The organism is Actinoplanes sp. NPDC023936 (genome assembly GCF_040639325.1).
Lineage (GTDB): Bacteria > Actinomycetota > Actinomycetes > Mycobacteriales > Micromonosporaceae > Actinoplanes.
Genome location: NZ_JBEZZR010000007.1, coordinates 43,362 through 66,178 on the forward strand (window position 1 = coordinate 43,362; position 22,817 = coordinate 66,178).

Annotated in this window: 23 protein-coding genes and 1 riboswitch; of the genes, 14 read left to right on the forward strand and 9 right to left on the reverse strand. The window is 70.4% G+C overall.

Annotated elements, in window-relative coordinates:
• Positions 1-3: 3 nt before the first annotated feature.
• Positions 4-627 (forward strand): UbiX family flavin prenyltransferase, encoded by a 624-nt coding sequence (locus AB0F72_RS12350; protein ID WP_014440317.1) that lies wholly within the window; start codon positions 4-6, stop codon positions 625-627.
• On the opposite strand, the gene AB0F72_RS12355 is transcribed toward AB0F72_RS12350, so the two are convergent.
• On the reverse strand, positions 624-899 hold the full coding sequence (locus AB0F72_RS12355) for a BldC family transcriptional regulator (RefSeq protein ID WP_014440318.1): 276 nt from the start codon (positions 897-899) through the stop codon (positions 624-626). The genes AB0F72_RS12350 and AB0F72_RS12355 overlap by 4 nt on opposite strands.
• A 211-nt stretch (positions 900-1,110) precedes the next feature.
• Between AB0F72_RS12355 and AB0F72_RS12360 the strand changes: the two genes are divergently transcribed.
• Complete coding sequence (locus AB0F72_RS12360) at positions 1,111-1,560, forward strand: Lrp/AsnC family transcriptional regulator (protein ID WP_360429438.1); 450 nt, start codon at positions 1,111-1,113, stop codon at positions 1,558-1,560.
• A 9-nt stretch (positions 1,561-1,569) separates the two neighbouring features.
• Here the strand turns inward: AB0F72_RS12360 and AB0F72_RS12365 are convergent, their stop codons facing one another.
• The 4 genes from AB0F72_RS12365 to AB0F72_RS12380 all read right to left on the reverse strand — a co-directional run bounded on the left by AB0F72_RS12365 (position 1,570) and on the right by AB0F72_RS12380 (position 8,522).
• Positions 1,570-2,187 carry a putative glycolipid-binding domain-containing protein gene (locus tag AB0F72_RS12365; protein ID WP_360429441.1) on the reverse strand — a complete coding sequence of 206 codons (618 nt, stop codon included), beginning with the start codon at positions 2,185-2,187 and terminating at the stop codon, positions 1,570-1,572.
• 376 nt (positions 2,188-2,563) lie between these two features.
• Positions 2,564-4,396 (reverse strand): DEAD/DEAH box helicase, encoded by a 1,833-nt coding sequence (locus AB0F72_RS12370; protein WP_360429444.1) that lies wholly within the window; start codon positions 4,394-4,396, stop codon positions 2,564-2,566.
• A gap of 296 nt (positions 4,397-4,692) precedes the next feature.
• Positions 4,693-5,106: a hypothetical protein gene (locus AB0F72_RS12375; RefSeq protein ID WP_360429446.1), complete on the reverse strand. Its 414-nt coding sequence runs from the start codon at positions 5,104-5,106 to the stop codon at positions 4,693-4,695.
• 1,616 nt (positions 5,107-6,722) lie between these two features.
• Positions 6,723-8,522 carry an NlpC/P60 family protein gene (locus AB0F72_RS12380; protein WP_360429449.1) on the reverse strand — a complete coding sequence of 600 codons (1,800 nt, stop codon included), beginning with the start codon at positions 8,520-8,522 and terminating at the stop codon, positions 6,723-6,725.
• Positions 8,523-8,753: 231 nt separating this feature from the next.
• Between AB0F72_RS12380 and mqnE the strand changes: the two genes are divergently transcribed.
• The 7 genes from mqnE (at position 8,754) to fliQ (ending at position 14,190) form a co-directional block, all read left to right on the forward strand.
• A complete protein-coding gene (gene mqnE / locus AB0F72_RS12385; RefSeq protein ID WP_360429451.1) occupies positions 8,754-9,923 on the forward strand; it encodes an aminofutalosine synthase MqnE in 1,170 nt (389 codons plus the stop codon).
• Positions 9,924-9,985: 62 nt separating this feature from the next.
• Complete coding sequence (locus tag AB0F72_RS12390) at positions 9,986-10,408, forward strand: hypothetical protein (protein ID WP_360429454.1); 423 nt, start codon at positions 9,986-9,988, stop codon at positions 10,406-10,408.
• 43 nt (positions 10,409-10,451) lie between these two features.
• Positions 10,452-10,805 carry a DUF4229 domain-containing protein gene (locus AB0F72_RS12395; RefSeq protein WP_360429456.1) on the forward strand — a complete coding sequence of 118 codons (354 nt, stop codon included), beginning with the start codon at positions 10,452-10,454 and terminating at the stop codon, positions 10,803-10,805.
• A gap of 92 nt (positions 10,806-10,897) precedes the next feature.
• A riboswitch (cobalamin riboswitch) is annotated at positions 10,898-10,961 on the forward strand.
• Positions 10,962-11,070: 109 nt separating this feature from the next.
• Positions 11,071-12,012, forward strand: coding sequence for an ABC transporter substrate-binding protein (locus tag AB0F72_RS12400; RefSeq protein ID WP_360429459.1), 942 nt, complete (start codon positions 11,071-11,073; stop codon positions 12,010-12,012).
• Positions 12,009-13,076 carry an iron ABC transporter permease gene (locus tag AB0F72_RS12405; RefSeq protein ID WP_360429462.1) on the forward strand — a complete coding sequence of 356 codons (1,068 nt, stop codon included), beginning with the start codon at positions 12,009-12,011 and terminating at the stop codon, positions 13,074-13,076. Before AB0F72_RS12400 ends, AB0F72_RS12405 begins: the two co-directional genes overlap by 4 nt.
• Positions 13,073-13,924: an ABC transporter ATP-binding protein gene (locus tag AB0F72_RS12410; RefSeq protein ID WP_360429465.1), complete on the forward strand. Its 852-nt coding sequence runs from the start codon at positions 13,073-13,075 to the stop codon at positions 13,922-13,924. Before AB0F72_RS12405 ends, AB0F72_RS12410 begins: the two co-directional genes overlap by 4 nt.
• A complete protein-coding gene (gene fliQ, locus AB0F72_RS12415) occupies positions 13,921-14,190 on the forward strand; it encodes a flagellar biosynthesis protein FliQ (RefSeq protein WP_360429468.1) in 270 nt (89 codons plus the stop codon). Before AB0F72_RS12410 ends, fliQ begins: the two co-directional genes overlap by 4 nt.
• 13 nt (positions 14,191-14,203) lie before the next feature.
• On the opposite strand, the gene AB0F72_RS12420 is transcribed toward fliQ, so the two are convergent.
• Entirely contained in the window at positions 14,204-14,959 is a 756-nt protein-coding gene (locus AB0F72_RS12420; RefSeq protein ID WP_360429471.1) for a VOC family protein, read from the reverse strand.
• 103 nt (positions 14,960-15,062) lie between these two features.
• Between AB0F72_RS12420 and AB0F72_RS12425 the strand changes: the two genes are divergently transcribed.
• Positions 15,063-15,479: a GNAT family N-acetyltransferase gene (locus AB0F72_RS12425; protein WP_360429474.1), complete on the forward strand. Its 417-nt coding sequence runs from the start codon at positions 15,063-15,065 to the stop codon at positions 15,477-15,479.
• A gap of 1 nt (position 15,480) precedes the next feature.
• Here AB0F72_RS12425 and AB0F72_RS12430 read toward each other — a convergent pair whose 3' ends face one another.
• Positions 15,481-16,341, reverse strand: a complete 861-nt coding sequence (locus AB0F72_RS12430; RefSeq protein WP_360429477.1) for an LLM class flavin-dependent oxidoreductase — start codon at positions 16,339-16,341, stop codon at positions 15,481-15,483.
• Complete coding sequence (locus AB0F72_RS12435) at positions 16,341-18,350, reverse strand: AAA family ATPase (RefSeq protein WP_360429480.1); 2,010 nt, start codon at positions 18,348-18,350, stop codon at positions 16,341-16,343. Before AB0F72_RS12435 ends, AB0F72_RS12430 begins: the two co-directional genes overlap by 1 nt.
• Before the next feature lie 185 nt (positions 18,351-18,535).
• On the opposite strand from AB0F72_RS12435, the gene AB0F72_RS12440 reads away from it, so the two are divergent.
• From AB0F72_RS12440 to AB0F72_RS12455, 4 genes are read left to right on the forward strand one after another with little or no spacing between them, the layout of a single operon-like run.
• A complete protein-coding gene (locus AB0F72_RS12440) occupies positions 18,536-18,916 on the forward strand; it encodes a type II toxin-antitoxin system RelE/ParE family toxin (RefSeq protein WP_360429483.1) in 381 nt (126 codons plus the stop codon).
• Positions 18,906-19,223, forward strand: a complete 318-nt coding sequence (locus AB0F72_RS12445) for a helix-turn-helix transcriptional regulator (RefSeq protein ID WP_360429486.1) — start codon at positions 18,906-18,908, stop codon at positions 19,221-19,223. Before AB0F72_RS12440 ends, AB0F72_RS12445 begins: the two co-directional genes overlap by 11 nt.
• Positions 19,224-19,245: 22 nt before the next feature.
• Positions 19,246-19,815 (forward strand): winged helix-turn-helix domain-containing protein, encoded by a 570-nt coding sequence (locus tag AB0F72_RS12450; RefSeq protein WP_360429488.1) that lies wholly within the window; start codon positions 19,246-19,248, stop codon positions 19,813-19,815.
• A gap of 43 nt (positions 19,816-19,858) precedes the next feature.
• Positions 19,859-21,088, forward strand: a complete 1,230-nt coding sequence (locus AB0F72_RS12455; protein WP_360429491.1) for an MFS transporter — start codon at positions 19,859-19,861, stop codon at positions 21,086-21,088.
• On the opposite strand, the gene AB0F72_RS12460 is transcribed toward AB0F72_RS12455, so the two are convergent.
• Positions 21,033-22,751, reverse strand: a complete 1,719-nt coding sequence (locus tag AB0F72_RS12460) for an ATP-binding protein (protein WP_360429494.1) — start codon at positions 22,749-22,751, stop codon at positions 21,033-21,035. The two genes, AB0F72_RS12455 and AB0F72_RS12460, sit on opposite strands and share 56 nt — an antisense overlap.
• Between the last annotated feature and the right edge of the window lie 66 nt (positions 22,752-22,817).

Here is a 22,817-nt window from a genome sequence, read left to right on the forward strand (position 1 = left end):
GGCATGCGCGAACCTTGGATCGTCGGCGTCTCCGGCGCCTCCGGCACCCCGTACGCGAAAGCGGTGATCACCGGACTGCTGGACGCCGGCGAATCCGTGGACCTGGTGATCTCCCGGGCCGCCCGGCTCACCCTGCTGGACGAGACCGGCGCCACGGTCCGGGACGCGCACTGGAAGGACGACGTCTCCGCCTGGCTCGGCCGGGATCTGGGCGACCTGGCGTACTGGCCGGCCGGTGATCTGGCCGCCGGCCCGAGCAGCGGGTCGTACCCGGTTCGCGGCATGGCGGTGGTCCCGGCGAGCACGGCGGCGTGTGCCGGGATCGCCATTGGACTGTCGAAGGATCTGCTGCAGCGCGCGGCCGAGGTGAACCTCAAGGAGCGGCGGCGAACCGTTGTCGTTCCCCGGGAGACTCCGGTTACTCGCAGTCACCTGGAGCACCTGATCGCGCTCCACGATGCCGGTGCGGTGGTCCTGCCCGCGAGCCCGGGTTTCTATGGGTCCGGGGCAGGCGCCACCGCACAACAATTGATCGACTTCGTGGCCGGAAAGGTGCTGGACGCGTTGGGTGTACCGCACACGCTCTTCCGCAGATGGACCGGCGAGATCGGCGAGGGACGCGCTTAGCGCAACCCGTTGGGTGGGCCGTAGCCCGCTCCCGGATTCGTCGGCCCGTTGTTACGTGGTTTGTTGGCGGCGTCGTCCTCGCGCATCTCCTCGATCACGCCGTCGCCTTCCAGCAGTGCCCGGACCTCGGACTCGCGGAATCGGCGGTGTCCACCGGGAGTACGGATGCTGCCGATGCGCCCGGCAGCGGCCCAGCGCGTAACGGTCTTGGGGTCGACGCGGAAGAGCGCGGCCACTTCGCCCGGCGTCAGCAGACGATCTCCAGTGTCCACAACCCCCTCCTCGTGTGTGTTCTGGAGCGGCCGGTGGTCACGCTGAGTGTCGGCTTGCTCGATCGGGACGTAAAGCCATTAGAGCACCGCCCCCGAACCAAGTCCGTGAAATGCGGAAAAAGCCCCGATTGCGACAACGGTCATTATCCTGCCGCCCATTCGCCGCTACCGGGCGTGAAGAGTCAAGCGACACCCGATTAGGGTTTCAGTCATGGACTCCATCGACCTCCGACTGATCGACCTGCTACGAGAGAACGCTCGCTCGTCGTACGCCGAACTCGCTCGCAAGGTCGGGCTCTCCGCACCCGCGGTGCACGAACGTGTGGGTAAGCTCGAGACCGCCGGGACCATCCGCGGTTACCGGGCCGACGTCGACCACGAGGCGGTCGGCCTCGGTGTCACCGCGCTGATCGGCATCATCGAGGACTCCGGCGCCGACACCGACGACGTGCTCGCCGCGGTGCGCGCCATGCCCGAAGTGGAGAGCTGCTACTTCATGGCCGGGGTCGAGTCGTACCAGCTCACCGTCCGGGTCGGCTCGATCGCCGAGCTGGAGCAGCTGATCGTCCGGATCAACCGCACGCCCGGTGTCGCGTCGACGCGGACCGCGATCGCGCTCTCCACCAAGTGGGAGAACCGGCCCCAGCCGGGCCGAGCCTGAGCTACGGTTTTAGCGACGAGTGGCCAAACCGGGGTAATCCCGCACGAAACCCTCATCGTCCAGCGTCAGATCGGCGCTGAACGTCTCGCTGGCATAGCGCACCCGATCACCGCCGAGCGGTGTGTAGATCTGGTCGGCCTGCACCACTTCGAGGCTCGGCACCAGCACCCACGCGACGCTGAGCCGATGCGCCACCCCGCTCTCCGCGGTCAGCAGGCCGAGCCGGCGGATCGGCAGCGTGTTCGTGAGCGGGGAGCCGCCCAGATCCACGTCGAACGCGCCGTAGAGCAGATCGGGGTCCTCGCTGCCCGGCAGCCCCGCACGAGCGTGCCCGGCCGCCACCAGCGCCGCGTCCAGGTCGCCCTGCTCGGAGGCGGTGATCCGCCAGCGCCCGGCGGCCAGCTCCAGGCGGACGCCGCGAGCCCAGCCGGCCCCCTCGGCCCGCACGTCGAGCCGGGTGGTGATCCAGTCCGGGTCGGTCTGCAGCTCGTAGTGGCACGCGTACGGCACCGGAGCGGCAGCCAGGGCGGTGCCGTGCGCGTACAGCCCGGTGCGGTCCGCCAGCAGGGCGTGCTCGGCGCCGGGCACGTCACGGCGCTCCCAGAACAACGCGGTGGGCAGCGGCATGCCGGTAACGTACCTGTTCCGGGGCCTTCCTTCCCGTTTGACGCGGCCTTTGCGTCTTTCTTGCGCTTTTCCTTTGGTACGCCCAATGCGGGACGACCCGAGAGTCCACGCGACCGTCTGCCCGGGCCGGGCCGCAGCGCGGCCGCCGGGACACGGAGAAACGCAAGGCCCCGGCACGTCTGTCACGTGCCGGGGCCATGCTCACTATTCAAACGGTGTTGCGAGTGCTCCATTAAGCGGCTTTGGCAGCTTTAGTGGCTTTCGCCACGTTTAGCGTTTTTCGCCGCTTTCATGCGCCGTGCCGCTGCGCGGTGGCCGTGGGCCGGGCGCGCCTGCCCTTGCTCAGTGGCCGTGGGCCGGGCGCGCCTGCCCTTGCTCAGTAGCTGCGGGCCGGGCGCGGTGAGCCGAAACGGCCCGACGGTCCCTCGCGGCGGTCGCCACGGCCGGCGTCCCGGCGCTGACCGGCCGGACGGTCACCGAAGTGACGCTCGCCGCCCCGGTCCGCACGCGGCGCACGGTCGCCGAAGCCGGCACGGTCACGGTCGCCGAAGCCGGCACGGTCGCGGTCACCGAACGAACGCTGCGGGCGGTCGCCGTAGGCGGGGCGGTCGCCGTGCTGCGGGCGGTCACCGTGCTGCGGGCGGTCACCGTGCTGCGGGCGGTCGCCGTACTGGCCCCGCTCGCCGGCCGGGCGGTCGCCGTACTGGGGGCGGTCACCGTACTGCCGGTCGCCGGTCGGACGGTCACCGAACGGCCGGTCCCCGTAGGAACGGCGCGGCCGGTCCCCGAAGCTCCGGTCGTTGCGGTCGCCGTACGAGCGCTGCGGCCGGTCACCGTAGCCACCACGCGACGGCCGGTCACCGAACCGGCGCGGACGGTCGCCCCGCTCGCGGCGCGGCTCCGGCTCCTCCACCACCGGGATGCCGCTCGGCTGGCGAGCGCCGGTGATCTCGGACAGCTTCTCGTCACCGACCCGGACCCGGGTCTCGGCCGGCGCGACGCCCGCCTTCGACAGCATCGCCTGGGTGGTGCGGCGCTGCTTCGGCAGAACCAGCGTCACGACCGCGCCGGACTCGCCGGCCCGGGCGGTACGACCCGCCCGGTGCAGGTAGTCCTTCGGGTCCTTCGGCGGGTCCACGTGCATGACCATCGAAATGCCGTCGACGTGGATGCCCCGCGCCGCCACGTCCGTGGCGACCAGGACGTTCGTCCGGCCTTCCTTGAACTCGGCGAGCGTGCGGGTGCGTACCCGCTGGGTCTTGCCGCCGTGCAGCGCGCCGGCGCGGACGCCGACCGCGGCAAGCTGCTCGACCAGCCGGTCCACGCCCATCTGGGTGCGGGCGAAGACGATGGTCTTGCCCTCACGGTTCGCGATCCACGAGGTGATCGGGAACTTCTCGGCCGGCGGGATCAGCAGCATGTGGTGATCCATCGTGGACACGCTGGCCTCGGCCGGCGCGGTCGAGTGGGTCACCGGGTCGTGCATGAACCGCTTGACCAGACTGTCGACGTCGCCGTCCAGAGTGGCCGAGAAGAGCAGCCGCTGGGCGTCCGCCGGGGTCTTCGAGAGCAGCTCGGTGACCTCGGGCAGGAAGCCCATGTCGGCCATCTGGTCGGCCTCGTCCAGCACGGTGATCTCGACGTCGTCGAGCCGGCAGGCCCCACGCTCGATCAGGTCACCCAGCCGGCCGGGGGTGGCGACGATCACCTCGACGCCGCGACGCAGAGCGTCCATCTGCCGGTCGTACGGAACGCCGCCGACGGCGGTCTTCAGGAAGACACCGACCGAACGGCCGATCGGTGTCAGCGAGTCGGCGACCTGCATCGCCAGCTCACGGGTCGGCACCAGGATCAGAGCCTTCGGGTAGTGCGGGCGGGCCTTGCCGCTCTTCGCGATCCGGGCCAGCACGGGCAGGCCGAAGGCGAGGGTCTTGCCGGAGCCGGTCTGTCCGCGGCCCAGCACGTCACGGCCGGCAAGGGCGTCCGGAACGGTGGCGGCCTGGATCTCGAACGGGGTGGAGATGCCCTCGCGGTTCAGCACGCGGACGATCTCGGCGGGGAGGCCCAGGTCGGCGAAGGTGCGGACCGGGGCGGTCTCCTCGACAGCAGCCACCGGGGTCTCGTCACCGGTGACAACGGTCTCTTCGATTGTCGTTTCGGGGGTTTCGTTTACGGACGGGAACGTGCTGGGATCAGCGAAAGTGGTCAAGAGAACCTCTCTACGGGGGCGCATGCTCGCGAATGGCCCGCCGCGGCCTGATGCGACCGCTCGCTGAAATGCCCGCAAGAACGCCCGTGGCGCGCACCGGGTGGGCACGCCGCGTGAATATCTGTCATTAGTGTACGGGTCAACGGTTGACCCACCGACCGCATTCCCGGCTGGTAGTGGGCAGGCTCACCCCGCAGCACAACCCTGCAAGCTTAGGCCTGCATGCCCGCACGGGCAAACACGTGCCGCAACCAGCCACCCTTCCGTGCCTGATATGGCACGAATCGCGGCCGTACTCAGTTGGACATGTTCTTGACCATGTCGGTGAACGCGTCGCCCGCCGTGAACACGAAAATCAGGCTGATCGTCACCAGCAGGCCGAGCACGGCGAGCATCGCGATGACCACCTTGAAGTTGCTCCGCCGCTGGTCGACCGGGGCGTCGTGCCAGCCCTGAGCCAGGATGTGCCCGGTCAGCGAACCCGAGTTCTCCACCGGGTCCATGCTGACCGGCATCGTCATGTCGATCGACGGGTAGCCCCCGGTGCTGTACACCGTCCCGCCGGCCTGACCCCGCTGCTGCGGCACACCGTTCGGCACCGGCGTGGTGGGCTGCGGAGCGCCGACGCCGAACTGAAGCCCGGTGGGCACCGGCTGCGTCATGTCGCTGGAAACCGGTTGAGTCATGTCACCGGAAACCGGCTGCGTCATGTCGATGTTCTCCGGTGCGGACGGGAAACCCGGGTACGGCTTCGAGGCGGGCGTGCCATAGGTCGTGGACGTGACCCCACCGGAGCCGGCACCCGACGGCGCCCCGGCACGAGATGGTCCGCCGCTCTGAACGCCAGGCGGCGCCCCGGTGGCAGATGGCGTCCTGACAGCGGAGGCCGGTCCGCTCACGTGGGTGGCGGACGAATCGCCGGTGGCAGGCGGCTGCCCGCTCGGCCTGGCGGCCGGCGGCATTCCGGCGGGTCCGGCCGTCGGCGGCAGGGTGTAGGAGGGCAGACCGTTTCCCATCATCGGAGGCGGCGGCACGATCGGGGGGATCGGTGTCGGTCCCGGCGGCACCGGGCTAGGCCCAGGCCCGGGCGGAATCGGACTGGGGCCCGGCCCCGGCGGCACCGGGCTGGGTCCCGGACCCGGAGGCGTAGGGCTGGGTCCCGGACCCGGAGGTACCGGGTTCGGCCCAGGACCAGGCGGCACCGGGCTGGGTCCGGGGCTGGGCGGAACGGGGTTCGGCCCGGGACCGGGAGGCATCGGCGCCGGCGGCACCGGGCCGGGCGTGGGGGCCGGCGGAACCGGGATCGGATTCGGTCCCGGCACGGGGCTCGGTCCCGGGGTGGGCGGCACCGGGCTCGGCGCGGGGCCGGGCGGAAGCGGGGTCGGAGCCGGCTCGGGCTCCGGGTCGGGCGTGGGCTCGACCGGTTTCGGCCGTGCCGGAATCGGCTGAGGCCCCGGTTTCGGAGGCTCCGAAGGCGAAGGATCCCCGGGCTCCGGCTCCGAGGGCGAAGGCTTGCCGGGCGAAGGCTCCCCCGGCGACGGCTCTCCGGGCGCGGGATCCGTAGGCGACGGCTCTCCCGGCGACGGCTTTCCCGGCGACGGCTCGGAAGGCGACGGGTCGGAAGGCGACGGCTCGCTGGGCTCGGGGTCGGAAGGCGACGGATCGGAAGGCGACGGATCGGAAGGCGACGGATCGCTCGGCTCTGAGCCGACCGCCTCCGGTGCGGGCGCCGCGATCTTGGAGCCGTTGGCGCTTGGGGCTTCGGTCGGCTGCGGGGCGCCGTAGACCGCCGGAGTACCGGCAGAGTGCACCTCACCGGCGCCGGGCCGGATGGCACCCGGCACGGCCGCCCGGGCCGCATCAGCAGCCGGCGCAGCCGAAACCGGCCGCACAGATCCACCGGTAGAGGGAATTCCGGAAACCGGCGCCGACCCGCTGAACGGCCCACCGGACACCGGCGCCGACCCGCTGGCAGGCGCTCCGGACACCGGCGCTGAGCCGGAGACCTTCGGGGCCGGACCGGATGGGCCCCACAGCGTTCCTGGCGCAGGCGGGGGCGGTGGAGCGTACCCCTCACTGTCGGCCGCCGGCGGCCGCGCGGCGGACGGCGTGCCGGTCTCGCCGTCCCGGGTCGCCTGCTGCTCGTCCATGGGTCCTCCCGACCACCGCTGCCGACGGTTCGGACGTCGGGCGCTGACCTTAACCGTGCCACATCAGCTTGCGTGAGCACACCCGGCGTCAGACTCACTCACCGGGCTACGGGTGTCCGATGGACGAATGGCCATTTCGGATGGATTCTCCGGTGGGCTTATCGGGTTAACACGGACTAATCAGCCGCTGACGAAGAGCCCTTCGAGGGCGAAACCGACTCCGTGTCGGCGGCGGCGCTCGATGAGGTCGTATCCGCCGCCTTGCTCGTCGTGGTGGTCTCCGTGGCCGGCGCCCCGGTGGCCGGTGACGAGGTGGTCTCCTCCGGCGCCGGCTGGGTCTCCGGCTTGGTCGTCGTGGGCTCGGTCACGGGCTCCGACGGCTCGGTCGACGGCTTCGATGGCTCGGTCGACGGCTCGGTCGATGGCTTGGACGGCTCGGTCGATGGCTTGGACGGCTCGGTCGACGGCTTCGATGGCTCGGTCGACGGCTTGGACGGCTCGGTCGACGGCTTGGACGGCGGCGTGGACGGATTCTTCGGCGGGGTGGACGGGTTCTTCGGCGGCGTCGACGGGTTCGTGGGCGACGTCGTCTTGCCCGGGGTCGCGCTGGTGCTGGGCGCCGGCGTCCTCGACGGCGAACCCGGTGTGGTCGGGTTGCCCGTCACCGGCTCGTCCGGGTCGGGCGCGCCGAGGTCGGGCGTCTCGACGTCGCCCTCGATCGAGCCGAACACCCGGGTGGCCGCGAAGAGGCGGCTCCACCGGACCGGGGTGAGACGCACGTTCAGACCGGTGCGCGGGGCCTCCACCATCATGCCCTCGCCGGCGTACATCGCGACGTGGTGAATGCCTGTCCAGCTGTTGGAGGAGCTGAAGAAGAGCAGGTCGCCGGGGAGCAGCGAGTAACGGGAGACCGCCCGGTCGCGGGTCTGGTAGTACTGGTCGCGGGACACGCGGGTGAGCGGGTAACCCACGCTGGGCTGGCGGTACGCCGCGTACATCAGGCCGGAGCAGTCGTACTGATCCGGGCCCTCCTCGGACCACACATAGGGGTCGCCGCGCTGGGCCAGCGCGAACTCCAGCGCCTTGATCGCCCGCGCGTCGGCGCCCCGGCCGGCTTCCGCGCCGGTGAGGTACTGCGAGCCGAGAGCCTGGTCGGTAGCGGTCTGCGTGGTCTCCGCGGCGTTCAGCTCGGCCGCGTTCGCGGTCTCGAGTTTCTGCTGGGCCGCCTGCTTCTTGGTGAGCTGGCCACTCAGCTTGGTCCACTCGGCGGCGAGCTGCGCGAATTTCTCGGTCGAGGTGGTCTGCTCGTCGAGCGTGAGCTGCGCGGCGGTCTGGGCGGACTCCAGGCGGCGTGCGGCCGCCTCGTGCGCGGTGGCTTCACCGCGTTGCAGCCGGGCGAGGGACTCGAGGTCGAGCAGGCCGGAGCCGGCGGTGCCGGGTGGTAGCGCGGCGGCCTCACGCACTGCGGCGTCGGCGGCCTCGACGGCGTTGGTCTGCGCGGCGCGGAGCGACTCCTGCGCCTCCAGCACCTTCTGAGCCGCGGTGGCGACCTGGGCCTTCATGATGTCGCGGTCCTGGCCGACCCGGATCAGCTGGTCGCCGAGGGCGGCGATCTCGGCCCGGCCTTTTTCCACCTGCTGCACGATCGGGCTTGTCGCGGTGCCGGTGATCGAGGTGACCGGCAGGGCCGCGGTGGTGGTCGTGGTCGTGCTGGTCTGCGAGCCGGGGAGGACGAGCGCGCCGGTCTGCGTCGGCCGCGCCCCGGAGTTCGGGATGGAGGTCGAGGTGGTGGCGCTGGACGTGGCGGGTGTCGTCGCGGCGGGAACGGCCGGGTCGATGGGCGCGGCCATCGCGGGAATCGGCTGGAAGAGAGTGGCGATCGCCGCCAGCACCGCTGCCGGGAGGGCGAACGGACGTAGACGCGACGGCACGAAGCGTGACCGCCGGGTCGATCCGTATCGCAATGCCTTGGACATGATCTCCCTGTCCGCGCCGGCCGAGACCGCGCTACTCGTTCCTTATGGTTCATACCGCAGCGCGCGGACCGGTGTCGATCGAAAGAAGATGAAAACACGCTGAGAATCTTTCGGCTTCCACGTGGCTTCCAAGATCATCTCAGGTGTCCGAAGTGACGGCTGCGCACGTCCCGTGCTTGTTGTCGGGCCCGGCACGTACCCTCGACGGCGAGGTGACGGAAAGGGGCGCACATGGACGCCGGGCTGAAACGGGAGCTCGAGGCCAAGGTCTACGCCGGTGAGCGGCTGACCCGCGAGGACGGCATCGCGCTCTACGAGTCGGACGATCTGACCTGGCTCGGCCGGCTGGCGCACCACAAGCGCACCGAGATGAACGGCGACCGGGTGATGTTCAACGTCAACCGGCACCTCAATCTCACCAACGTCTGCTCGGCCAGCTGCGCCTACTGCTCCTTCCAGCGCAAGCCGGGCGAGAAAGACGCCTACACGATGCGCATCGACGAGGCCGTCCGCAAGGCCAAGGAGATGGAGGACGAGCAGCTCACCGAGCTGCACATCGTCAACGGCCTGCACCCGACCCTGCCGTGGCGCTACTACCCGAAGGTACTGCGCGAGCTGAAGGCCGCGCTGCCGAACGTGAAGCTCAAGTGCTTCACCGCGACCGAGGTGCAGTGGTTCGAGAAGATCAGCGGCCTCTCGGCCGGCGAGGTCCTCGACGAGCTGATGGACGCCGGGCTGGAGTCGCTGACCGGCGGCGGCGCCGAGATCTTCGACTGGGAGGTCCGGCAGCACATCGTCGACCACGACTGCCACTGGGAGGACTGGTCGCGCATCCACCGGCTGGCACACGAGAAAGGCATGAAGACCCCGGCAACCATGCTGTACGGGCATATCGAGGAGCCCCGGCACCGGGTCGACCACGTGTTGCGCCTGCGCGAGCTGCAGGACGAGACAGGTGGTTTCGCGGTCTTCATCCCGCTGCGCTACCAGCACGACTTCGTCGACTCCCAGGACGGGAAGATCCGCAACCGGCTCCAGGAGCGGACCACAATGGCGATGCCGGCCGAGTCGCTGAAGACTTTCGCGGTCTCCCGCCTGCTCTTCGACAACGTGCCGCACGTGAAGTGCTTCTGGGTCATGCACGGCCTGTCGGTCGCCCAGCTCTCGCTGAACTTCGGCGCCGACGACCTGGACGGCTCGGTCGTGGAGTACAAGATCACTCACGACGCCGACGCGTATGGCACGCCCCACACGATGCACCGCGACGACCTGCTCGACCTGATCACGGACGCCGGTTTCCAGCCGGTCGAGCGCAACACCCGCTACGAGATCGTCCGGGAGTACGACAAGCCCGTCCCGCTCGCCGAGCGCCGCAGCGAACCGCAGCGGGTCTGGGCCTGAGCCGGCCGCGATGACCAGCGGGCCGAGACCACTGCGATGACCGAGAACCCGAGGACGCCCCGATGACCCAGCAGAGGAACGTGCGCGGCCTGCGCCGAGACGCCGGTGGCCGGCTGATGACCATCAGCGACCTGCTCGGCGCGGCGTTCGCCGGTCTGGCGGTCGGCCTCGTCGTGCTACTGATCTTCGAGGCGGTGATGGCGCTCACCGGCCTCGGCACGTTCGGCACGTCGAACGGCTGGCTCGTGCTGATCCTCCCGGTCTGGCTCTTCGTCGAGGAGTTCCGGGCCGAGGGCTTCGGCGCGCACCGGGTCATCATGGCCGCGCTCGCCGCCGGCTTCGGGGTCGCGATCGGGATGACCGTGGCCGGTGGGGTCTCCGGCGTGGCGCCGGCACTGGTGAGCGGTACGGCCGGAGCCGCCACCGGTACGGTCGTGTACTGCCTGGTCTGGTTCTACGGCCTCCGCTTGCTCAACCAACGGTGAAGGCTCGAAAGACAGAAGTGAAGGCTGAGGGAGAGAAGAAGAGATGAGCCCCGCCGTCAAATACACGCTCGGCCGGCTCGGCCTGTTCGTGGTCGCCTTGGCCGTGCTGCTGCCCTTCCCGCTGAACTTCCTGGTCAAGGTCATGGTCGCGTTCGCCGTGTCGGCCGTGCTCTCGCTCGTCCTGCTGCGCAGGTGGCGCGACCAGATGGCCGAGCACCTCGGTTCGATCGCCGCCAAGCGCACCGCGGAAAAAGACCGGCTGCGTTCGGCGCTGGCCGGTGACGAGGACGCCGCAGCGGCCGGCGACCGGGTGGCCGCGGCGGACGCGAGCCATGAAGCCGGCGAGAAGGCGGACGAGAAGGCCGGCAGCGAGAAAGCCGCCGACGGCCGCTCCTGACAGCAGCACGCGCCAGCCGCCGATGTAACCCACCGGCGGCGACTCCGTGCTGTCCGTGAGCTAGCGTTTTTACCAGACCGCGTCTCAGCGAAGCCGGTGCGAAACCGGCGCTGTCCCGCAACTGTGATGCCCCGCGACGAGCGAGGGCTAGCCAGGTCGCCTGGACGCCGGTCGCGACTCAGCGCTCTCGGGGAGGGGCGCCTCGCAGGCGGCGGCCACCGGCCCTGTCGGCGAAGCACCACAGCCCGGCCGACAGGAGGATCCCATGCACCGACGACGTCTCTTCAGCACGGCGAAAGTCGCCGCGATAGTCACCACGGCCCTGGTTCTCACCGGTTGTGGGAGTCAGGACGCGGACGAGCCGGCCGCGGCGCCGGCGAGCTCGGCCGCCGGGTTCCCGGTCACGGTCGGCGCGGTGACCCTGGAGGCCCGGCCCGAGAAGATCGTGTCGTTGAGCCCGACCGCCACCGAGATGCTCTTCGCGATCGGCGCCGGCCCGCAGGTGACGGCGGTCGACGACCAGTCGAACTACCCGGCGGGGGTGCCGAAATCGGACCTGTCCGGCTTCAAGCCGAACGCCGAGGCGATCGCCGCGAAGGACCCGGACCTGGTGGTGGTCTCCAACGACACCGAGAACATCGTGGCGCAGCTGGGGAAGCTGTCGATCCCGGCGTTCGTCGCGCCGGCCGCGGCCACACTGGAGGACACCTACGCCCAGCTCGGTGACCTGGGCGCGCTCACCGGCCACCGGGCCGAGGCGGAGAAGGCCGGCGCCGACATGGCCACCCGGATCGACGAGATCGTGAAATCGGTTCCGGCCCGCAGTCAGCCGCTGAGCTACTTCTACGAGCTCGGGCCGGATCTCTACTCGGCCACCTCGAAGACGTTCATCGGTTCGATCTTCGCGAAGTTCGGCCTGACCAATGTGGCGGACGCCGCCGACGCGAGCGGCTCGTTCGGCGGGTACCCGCAGCTCACCCAGGAAGCGGTGGTCAAGGCGAACCCGGACATGGTCTTCCTGGCCGACACCAAGTGCTGCCAGCAGTCCGCCGAGACGGTGAAGGCGCGCAGCGGCTGGTCCGCTGTGACAGCGGTGGAGAAGGGCCAGATCTACGCGCTCGACGACGACATCGCGTCGCGCTGGGGTCCGCGGACCGCCGATCTCGTCCAGGCCGTCGCCGACGCGGTGGGCAAGGTCCCCGCGTGATCGATGCCGCGGCCCCGAAGCAGCGGGCCCGCTCTGCCGGGCTCCGGCCGGCATGGCTCGTCGCGGGCGTGCTCGCGGTGCTGGTGGCGATGCTGGCCGGCCTCGCCTTCGGCTCGGCGGCCCTGCCGCCGGGTGGTGTCGCGGCAGAGATGCTCAATCTCCTTCCGGGGGTACGGCTGGAGAGCGGCCTCACCGAGCGGGAGGTCGCGATCCTGATGCAACTGCGGCTGCCCCGGGTGGTGCTGGGCTTGCTGGTCGGCGCGATGCTGGCCCTCTCCGGCGCCGCGTACCAGGGCGCGTTCCGCAACCCGCTGGCCGACCCGCACCTGCTCGGGGTGGCGGCCGGCGCGGGCTTGGGCGTGACCGCGGTGATCGTGCTCGGCGCCGGCAGCACCACGGAGGTGCCGGTGGGCGTACCCATGGCTGCTTTTGCCGGTGCGGTGATCGCGGTCGCGCTCACCTGGCTGCTGGGCGCGACCGGCAGCCGGGATCGGACGCCCGCCGCGCTGATCCTGGCCGGTGTCGCCGTGTCGGCGTTCCTCTCGGCGGCGCAGACGTTCCTGCTGCAGCGGCACGTCGAGTCGTTGCAGGAGGTGTACTCGTGGCTGCTCGGCCGACTCGCCACGGCCGGCTGGCACGACGTGCTGGTGATCCTGCCGTACGCGGTGGTGACCGGCGTGATCGTCCTGTCGCGGCGGCGGGAGCTCGACGTGCTGACCGTGGGTGACGCGGAGGCGACGAGTCTCGGCCTGCACCCGCAGCGCAGCAGGTATCTGCTGATCATCGCGGCGTCGCTCGGCACCGCGGCGGCGGTCTCGGTCTCCGGCCTGATCGGTTTCGTCGGGATCATCGTGCCGCACACGATCCGGCTGCTGACCGGCCCGAGTTACCGGTCGCTGCTGCCGCTCTCGGTGCTGTTCGGGGCCGCGTTCCTGACCCTGACCGACCTGCTGGCCCGGACCGTCGCCGGTGACGCCGAGATTCCGATCGGGGTCGTCACGGCGTTCCTCGGCGCGCCCTTCTTCATCCTGGTGATGCGCACGAGCCGCGCGGTGCCGACATGACCGGTGCTCTCCCCCCGGCCGCCGGAACGGTCGAGGCCATCACCGTCGCCGGGCTGACGGTACGGCTCGACGGCACGCTGATCGTCGACGACGTGAGCCTGACCGTCGCCGAGGGTGAATGGGTGACGGTGATCGGTCCGAACGGCGCCGGCAAGTCGACGGCGCTGCGTGCGATCGGCGGCCTGTTGCCGTACACGGGAAAGGTTTTCTGGCATGGATCCCCGATCGACCGCATGCATCGGCGGGAGCGGGCCAAGGCGATCGCCACGGTGATGCAGTCGCCGGTGGTGCCGCCGGCGATGGGCGTCTACGACTATGTGCTGCTCGGGCGTACTCCGTACATTCCGCCTCTGGGCCGTGAGTCGGCCTCGGACCTGGCCGTGGCCGACGAGGTCCTGGCCGCGCTGGACCTCGAGCCGTTCGCCGGTCGCCGCCTCGACACGCTCTCCGGCGGGGAGCGGCAGCGGGTCTTCCTGGCGCGGGCGCTCGCGCAGGGCGCCGGCATCCTGCTGCTGGACGAGCCGACCAGCGCGCTCGACATCGGTCACCAGCAGGAGGTGCTGGAGCTGGTCGACCGTCTGCGCGCCGAGCGCGGGCTCACCGTGCTGGCGACGATGCACGACCTCGCGACGGCCGGTGAGTACGCGGACCGCATGATCCTGCTGGCCGGTGGCCGGGTGGTGGCGGCCGGGCCGCCCGCCGAGGTGCTGACCGAGGCGAACCTGGCCGAGCACTACCGGGTCCGGGTCCGGGTGATCGCGGGGGAACGCGGTCCGCTGGTGGTGGCAACCAGACCGCAACCGAACAGCACTCAGAAATCAATAGATCAGACGATAAGTCCGTTATGACTGACACGATGGTGGTGGAACTCGCGCTCCAGGCCATGACCATCTCGGCGAAGCTGTCAGCGCCGGTGCTGCTGACCGCGCTCGGGGTCGGTTTCGTGATCTCGCTGTTCCAGTCGGTGACCCAGATCCAGGAGGCGACGCTCTCGTTCGTCCCGAAGGCGATCGCCATCGGCGTGGCGTTGCTGCTCACCGGCAACTGGATGCTCCGCGAGATGCTGACGTTCACCACACAGCTCTACGAGAAGATCCCGCAGCTGCTGGCGTGAGCGCCGCGCGCTGTCACGGGGCGAGGATCGCGAAGCTGCCGCCCTGCGGATCCGTCAGCATCGCGTACCGGCCCGTCGAGATCGTCGTGGGCGGGTGCACGATCCGGCCGCCCAGCCGGTACGCGTGCTCGGCCGCCGCATCGCAGTCGCCCACCGCGAAATAGACGAGCCAGTGCGGCGGCAGGTCGTCGGGCCACCCGTTGCCGACCATCAGCTGGATGCCGGCCACCGATCGCCGGTGCTGTTCACAGAGCACGTACGGCAGGCCGCCGACCTGGGTGTCCCGGTACTCCCAGCCGAACACCATGCCGTAGAACGCCATCGCGCCGACCGCGTCCCGGGTGTTCAGCTCGTTCCAGGTCAGCGCTCCGGGGATGTTGAAGACCTCGGCCCCGCGCATCGTGCCGGCCTCCCAGGCGCTGAACGGTGCCCCGGCCGGGTCCAGGAACGCGGCCATCCGCCCCTGGTCGATCACGTCGAACGGCGCGACGAGCACTTTTCCACCCGCCGCCTCGACCCGGGCCGCCACCGCGTCGGCGTCGTCGGCGGCGAAGTACGTGCTCCAGGCGGTCGGCTGCCCCTCGCCGAAGAGCGGTCCCGCCCCGGCCACCGGCAAGCCGTTCAGCAGGAATGTGGTGTAGCCCCCGAAGTCGTCGCCGGAGACGTCAGCGGTCCAGCCGAACATCTCGGTGTAGAAGCGGGTGGCGTCCCCGAGGTCGGCAGTGGCCAGATCCACCCAGGTCGGCGCGCCGGGTGACGGAGCGGTCATGTCCCGCATAGTCGCATTTCCATACCGGGCCGGGCATGAAACTGTCGTTGTTCCGGCTCACCTGAACCCTCGGTGACGCCCGCGACGTAACTATGCTGGCGGCATGATCTTGCGACCGGCGCATGTCGGCGAGCTGCCCCGGGTCCTGGCGTTCTGGCAGGCCGCCGCGGAGAACGGCAGCCGCCCGGTGGACACGCTCGCCGCCGTCGAGGCGCTCGTCGCCCGCGACCCGTCCGCGCTGATCATCGCGGACGACGGCGGTGAGATCGTGGGCACCGTCATCGCCGGCTGGGACGGCTGGCGCTGCCACCTGTACCGGCTCGCGGTCGCGCCGTGGCGCCGCCGCGAAGGCATCGGCGGCCGGCTGATCGCCGCGGCCGAGGAGCGATTCCGCGAGCTGGGCGGCACCCGCGTCGACGCCATGGTGCTCGACGACAACGCGACGGCACACGGGATCTGGGCGGCGCGGGGTTACCGGCAGCAGGGCGAGTGGTCGCGCTGGGTGAAACCGCTCGCCTGAGTCAGAGCGCGGCCAGCGTGGCCTTCACCTGGCCGACCGGGTCCGGGCCGAGCGGCCTGAGCACCAGCGTTCCCGCGCCGGCCTCGGCGAGCGCGCTGACCTTGGCCGGGCTGTCCGCCGCCGGTCCGATCAGCGCGAACAGCTCGGACGGCTCGATGCCCAGCCACGCCGCCTGGGTCCGTACCAGGTCGCCGGTCTCCCTCTCGATCGCCGCCGGGTCGTCGCTGACGTGCAGCAACGTGAAGACGACCGCCTCGTGATCGTCCTGGCCGCCGCCGCGGCGGATCAGCTCCAGCGCCTCGGCCACCTCGGCCGGTCCCTTGCCCTCCGGGATGATCGTGCCGTCCGCCACCCGGCCGGAGAGCTCCAGCGAGCGGGGACCGACCACGCCGGTGACGATCGGCGGCGCCACCGCGGGCGGGTGCACCAGCTTCACGCCGTCGATGTGCACCTCCCGGCCGTGCAGGGTCACGGTCTCGCCGTTGAGCAGGCCTCGAACGGCGAGAATCGTCTCCTCGAGCAGCGCGAGCTTCGCCTTCCGCTCGGCGCCGACCTGGCGCATCCACGCCGGGACGCCGTGACCGAGACCGGCGACCAGGCGGCCGGGGTGGACCCGGGCCAGCATCGCCAGCTCCATGGCGAGCAGGGCCGGGTTGCGCAGCGGCGCCGGCGCGATGCCGATGCCGACCCGGACGCGGGAGGTGGCGGCGAGGGCGAGCGCCGCGGTGCTGACCGATCCGGCCCAGCCCAGGTCCTCGACGACCCAGAGGTCGTCGACGCCGATCTCCTCCATCGCGGCGGCGAAGCCGGGCAACTCCTCGGGCGCACGGTCACGGTCGAACATCACTCCGATACGAGGCATCAAGCGATCTTAAGCGGATCCGGCAACGGTTGGGCGTGCAGAACCGACAGCCTCGTGACGGCCCGGGTGAGGACCACGTAGAGGCGGTTCAGGCCCTTCGGCTCGGCGGCCACGATGTCGGCCGGCTCGTGGACGATGACATGGTCGTACTCCAGGCCTTTGACAAGCGTCGCCGGCACCACCATGACGCGCGCCGCGGCCTCGACATCGTCGGCGCTCGCGTGCTCGATGCCCGCGGCGCTCAGGTGCGCACGCAGCCGATCCACCGCACTGTCCGCGGCGATGACCGCGACTGATCCCTCGTGCGCGAGCGCGGCGGTGACCTCGGCCAGCGTCCGCGCGTCCAGGTCGCCGGGATCCGGCACCGCGATCACGGCGAGATCGCCGTCGCGGCGCAGCGACACCGCCTCCGGCACGTTCACACCGAGCGCCGGCAGCAGGCGATTCGCCAATGTCACAACTGCTTCCGGTACGCGGAAACCGACTGTCAGCGGAACCACCGCGGCGTCCGGCTTCCCCAGGTGGCGCAGGATCTCGTGCCAGTCGGTGGTGGCCCACGGCGCGGTGCCCTGCGCCAGATCGCCGAGGAGCGTGATCGAGCCGTGCTCGCTGCGGCGGGCGATCACCCGGGCCTGCATGGGGGAGAGGTCCTGAGCCTCATCGACGATCACGTGACCGAAACTGTTCTCCCGTTCGAGGAGACCCGCGGCCTCGTCGAGCAGCAGCAGGTCGGCCGCCGAGAACTTCGCCGACTTCACCGTCTTCGGGGGCTTCGCCCAGCGGATCGTGTCCTGCTCCTCCGCGGTGAGCAGGTCACCGGCCGCCGACGGATCGGTCAGCAGGCCCACGACCAGCGACTCCGGAGTGACGGCCGGCCACGTCGACTCGAGGAACTCGGTGACGGGTCCGATCTTGCTCATCTTGCGCAGCCAGGTCTCGCCGGGTGAGTTGCCCGTCCGGTACTCCGACTGGCGCTGCAGCAGGCCCACGACCCGGGCCCGGACGCGTTCCCGCCCCACCGCGTACGGCAAGCCCTCGCGGCGCGCCTCGTCGACGATCCGGCGCAGCGGCTCCACGTCGATCCGCCAGCGGTAGGAGCCGTCCGACACCATGATCGGATCCGTGGGCTTGCGCAGCCTGTCCCAGAGGACCTTGTGGAGCACCGCGGCCATCCGTACGTCGTGTTTGACGAACGTGGCCGGCGCCGGATCGACGGCCTTGACCGGCACCCGGCCGATCAGCTCCTCCAGTGTGGACTGCTGGACCTCCACCTCACCCAGCGTCGGCAGGACCGCCGAGATGTAGGAGAGGAACGCCGTGTTGGGCCCGACGATCAGCACGCCCGACCGGCGCAGTCGCTCACGGTGCAGGTAGAGCAGGAACGCCGCCCGGTGCAGGCCGACCGCGGTCTTGCCGGTGCCGGGCGCGCCCTGCACGCAGATCGAGTCGGCCAACTCGGCCCGGACCAGCTCGTCCTGCTCCGGCTGGATGGTCGCCACGATGTCCCGCATCGGCCCGACCCGGGGCCGCTCGATCTCGGCGGTCAGGATGCGGCTCGTCGTGCCGAGCTCCTCGCCGCGGTCCAGGTGCTCGTCCTCGAAGCTGGTCAGGTCACCCTTGACGAACCCGAACCGCCGGCGGGTCGCGACACCCTGCGGATCGCGCACGCTGGCCCGGTAGAAACTGCGCGACAGCGGCGCCCGCCAGTCCAGCACCATCGGCTCGCCGGCGTCGTCGGTGACGTGCCGACGCCCCACGTGGTACGCGGCCTCGTCGATGTCGAGACGGCCGAAGAAGAGCGGCGTCTCCGGGTCGTCGGCGAGCTCCTTCACCCGGCGGGCCATGTGCCGGCCCAGCTGCTCGGCGGTGTAGGCGTCACCGGCGACCTTGTCACCGGTGGCGAAGAGCGATTGGGCCCGGTCGCGCATCCGGCGCAGCGCGGCGCGGGACTCGACGAGATGGGTACGTTCGGCGGCGAGTTCGCTGTCGAGATCGGTGGACACAGTCATCCCCAGAAGCTGAAGGCTGGCTGCTCGCGTATCCGCAAGGCGGGTGGCCGCCTGCGGCGCGGGGACGTCCGCTGCGGTGCATGCTCACCACGGCCGTCAAGCGGCCCTCCACGCTACGCCGTGACAGCCATCTGTCCACCGATTTAGCGACTGGCCCAGGACTGGGTTAAGCATATTGTTAACGTGTGGAGTGGGAGATCCTGCTGACGGAGCAGGTCGAAGAGTCTCTCGAGGATCTGTGGGTGTCCGATCGCGAAACCCACCGGCTCGTCAACCAGGCGATCCTCGTTCTGGAGCGGAACGGGCCGAGTGAGGGCCGGCCTCTGGTGGATGCCATCACGGCCTCGGCGGTCTCCAATTTGAAGGAGTTGCGTCCGCCCTCGGCGGGCCGCACGGAGATCAGAATTCTGTTCGTCTTCGATCCGTGGCGATCAGCTGTTCTCTTGGTTGCAGGCGACAAATCGGGACAATGGAGGCGGTGGTACCGGACTGCCATACCCGAGGCGAAGCAGAGGTACGCCGTCTACTTGAAGGAACGGCAGAAGGAGTTGCGCGATGGCGACTAGGCGTTGGCGGGAGACCGGTCACCTTGAGCGTGCGGTGAGCACCGCCGGAGGCTTGGAGGCGTTCGAGGACGGGGTCGGCGCGATGCTGGACGAGGCGCGCGGGTGGCGTCTGGTGGAGCTGCGCAAGCGGCGGGAGATGACCCAGGAGCAGGTCGCGGAGCGCATGGGTGTCTCGGTGGCGCGTGTTTCGCAGATCGAGGCCGGTTCGGTCTCGACTCAGGAGGTCCTGGCGCGGTACATCGAGGCGCTCGGCGGCACCCTCAAGCTGATAGCGGATTTCGGGGACGAGCAGTTGAAGGTCGCCTGAGGCGGCTGGCGAGAATGGGGGGATGGCAGAGCAGGCGAACGTCCGGATCACCGATGCGCGGACGATGCGGGCGCTCGCGCATCCGGCCCGGATCGAGATCGTGGATTACCTGAGTTACACCGGTGCCTCGGTCACCGCCACCGAGTGTGCCGGGCTGGTCGGGCTGTCGCCGAGCGCCACCAGCTATCACCTGCGGGAACTCGCCAAGTACGGGCTCGTCGAACACGCTCCGAGCCAGGGCGACGGGCGCGAGCGGCGGTGGCGGAGCACCGGCTCCAGCCTGTGGATCCACAGTGACGCCGAGCAGCCGGAGTCGGTGGCGGCGGAGCAGGCGCTCGTCGACCTCTACATGACCCGGGACAAGGACCGGGTGCGCGAGTGGATGGCCCGGCAGCCGCGGGATCCGCAGGAGTGGCGGGACGCGAGCGCGTTGATGGGTCAGCAACTGGTCATGACGGCCGAGGAGCTGTCCGAGCTGAACAAGCAGATCAGGGTGCTGATGGAGCCGTTCCGGATGCGGGATCGGCAGGCCGAGGCGCCGGAGGGAGCGCGCCGGGTGGTGGTGCAGTACGCGGCGTTCCCGATGGCATAGCCCTTCCCTTGCCCGAGCACATGTGAAGGAATACTTTCGAAGTATGTCCTTCATAAATGCCGGGTGGTCGGACGTCTATCTGGCCGCCGCGGGCCGCGGGATCTCGGTCTGCGGTGACCTGCTCGCGGCGACCACGCTCGCGCTGGTCCTGCAGGAGGCCGGGCACGGTGGGCTGGCCGTCTCCGGACTGTTCGTCGCGGCGAGCCTTCCGATCGCGGTGCTCGCGCCGATCACCGGACGGCTCGTGGACCGTGCGGACAGCCGTACCCTCATGGTGGTCGTGGGTCTCGCGCAGACCGCGCTCTGCGCGGCGCTCGCCTTCGCCACCCACCCGGCTGTGATCATCGCGCTCGTCGCGCTGCTGGCCTGCGGCGTCGCCGTCACGCAGCCGACCATCGCCGCGCTGGTGCCGGGCATGGTGCGCGAGGCCGACCTGCCGCGCGCGAGCGGCATCGTGCTGACCGCGAGTCAGGTGGGGATGCTGGCCGCCCCGGCGCTGGCCGGGGTCCTGGTCGGGCAGACCGGGGCGCGGGTGCCGTTGCTGCTGGCGGCCGCGGCCTACCTCGGGCTGAGCGGAATCGGACTTCTGATTCGTACGCGCAGAGGCGTCCGCACCGGACCGGACTCCCTGCCGGCCGTCCCGTTCCGCCTCCGGGACGACCGCGTCCTGACAGTCATGACGGTGGCCGTCGCCGCCGTCGTCGCCGGGGTGAGCGCGATAAACGTCTTCGAGGTGTTCTTCATCAGGGACACGCTCGGCGCCTCCACCACGGTCTACGGCTTCGTGATGGCGTCCTGGACCGTCGGCATGCTGACCGCCAGCCTGACCTTCGGCCGGGCGGCGCGCCGGTGGATCACCCTGCGCACCGTGCTCGCCCTGCTGACCGGAACCTGCGTGGTGGTGCTCGCCGGCGCAGGCGTTCAGGGCGCCGGCTGGCTCATCCCGCTCTGGATCCTCGGCGGCGCGGCGAACGGCGCCCTCAACATCTGCACCACCGTGCTGATCGCCGGCCGGGTGCGGCCCGCGGCGCACGGCCGGGCCTTCGCCGCGACCACCGCCGTCGTCCAGGGCGCCGGGCTCACCGGGCTGCTGGTGGCCGGGCCGCTCGCCGAGAGTTTCGAGCCCCGCGCCCTGGTCGCGGGCGCCGGAGCGGCCGGCGTCCTGGCGGCGCTGGCCTGCCTGCCACTGGTGCGATCTGAGCCACCCGCCACCCCGGTCAGAGAGTCAGCCGGTAGCGACGTAACGGGGATTGAGCCGGCGCGGTGGGGCTGACGTCCCCCGCCTCCTCCAGATACTTCAGCGCACGCAGCACTTTCATGTAACTCAACCCGGTTCGCTGCTCGATGTCTCGCCGGCTCAAGGCGGACCCGTCGGCGAGTGCGCGGCGGACAGCCTCGGTATGGCTCGTTCCCGAGTCGATGTCCAGCGTCAGTTGCTCGGATCGTGGCACGAGCAGGTAGCGGGCATGTCTCCGCTCGCCGACGCGAATCGCGACGCCACGGTTGACCAGATCGGCCAGCTCGGCGGTGGCCCGGTGGGCTTCGAGGCCGAGATTTCGCATCGTGGCGTTGGTGACGGCTCGGCCCAGGCGCATCTCGGCCAGAGCCAGATGCTGGGTGGCGGTGAGGCCCTGCTGGCCGAGGCTCGCGATCCAGGCGGTCGTCTCCTCGTCGAGAAGTGTGTGCCGGGGCAGGAGCAGCTTGAATCGAGTGATCCGGTTGTGGAACTCGGGCAGCGGCGACCCCGCGCGGCGAAGTTCACGGAGCATGGTGGGGATCCCGCTCGCCCGGTTCTCGCATACCATCCGGCCGGTCTCCGGGGATCGGACGTCCTGGAGCAGACGCGCGAGCACCGGATTGCGGGTCGACGTGACGCCTTCGCCGCCGAGGTCGTCCTCCGTCACTGCTCCGAACAGGCCGCCCGGGTTCGCGATGACGAGCCGATCGGAATAGACGACGATCTGCACCGGAGTGCCTCGGGAGTACGGCGAATAATCGCGATGCAGGAGTGCGTTAGCTATGCCCTCGCGGATCACTTCCGCTGGATAGTCGTACTGGTCGGTCCGGCCGCTTCCGTCGATGAAGGAACGGACCGAGGTGTTGCGCAGGACCGCGTTCACCGCCTCGTCGACGATCACCGGGATCGGGCCGTCGAACGAGCGGTTCTCCAGGAATCGTGGCCCGTTGAGCGGAATCTCCTGTGCCGAGGTGCCGGGATAGACGACCAGGGTCGCGTTGAGCTGCGGAAAAAATTGCTGGGGGAAGACGCCCAGAGTGAGCAGGCCGCCGAGGGTGGGGCGGAGCGTGCCGTCCTCGGCGGCGGCGAGCACGTTGAGACGTCGAAGAACGTGCTCGGTGTCGAGGTTGGCGAATGCTCGCGGCTGGCGCTGCCGAACCCGTGTGATCAGGACCTGGATCTCGGTCGCATCGAGATCCGCCTCGGTGGCGCCGGGAACCGGTTGCCGGTCGTCCTCCGGCTGCCCGCGGTTGGTGTGGAGCAGATGGATCTCGAAGTCGGTCAGCCTGCGGTCGCCGTCGCCGCCTCGGGTGAAGGACCCGTTGTACTCTCCCCGGGCCGCCACGTAGCAGGGCTTGAACCGGGGATCGAGTTCGCTGATCTCGGCGACGACCACCAGGGCGTCCTCGAAGGGGACGATGTCGATCTCACAGCGGACCGGTGGCTGGAGATCAGCACTGCACGCCGCGGCCAGCGCATCGCGGATGCGGGCCGCGTCGAAGCCGGTGACGGGACGAAAATCGTCGTCCTCGGCCAGCCCGAGGATGACTGTCCCGCCCCGGTCGTTGCTGAACGCGCTCAGGGTGTCGCGTACCGACTTGGGCAGGCCACCCCCGGCGGCCTTGACCTCGACGTCTCGGAGATCGGTGCCGCTGCGCCGCAGGAGCGCCGTCAAGCGGACGAGCTCGTCGGGGGTCACCGAACACTCCTTGCTAAAGACTTGTGCAAAAGACTTTAGCAAGGTCAGCTGCGATATGGGACACCT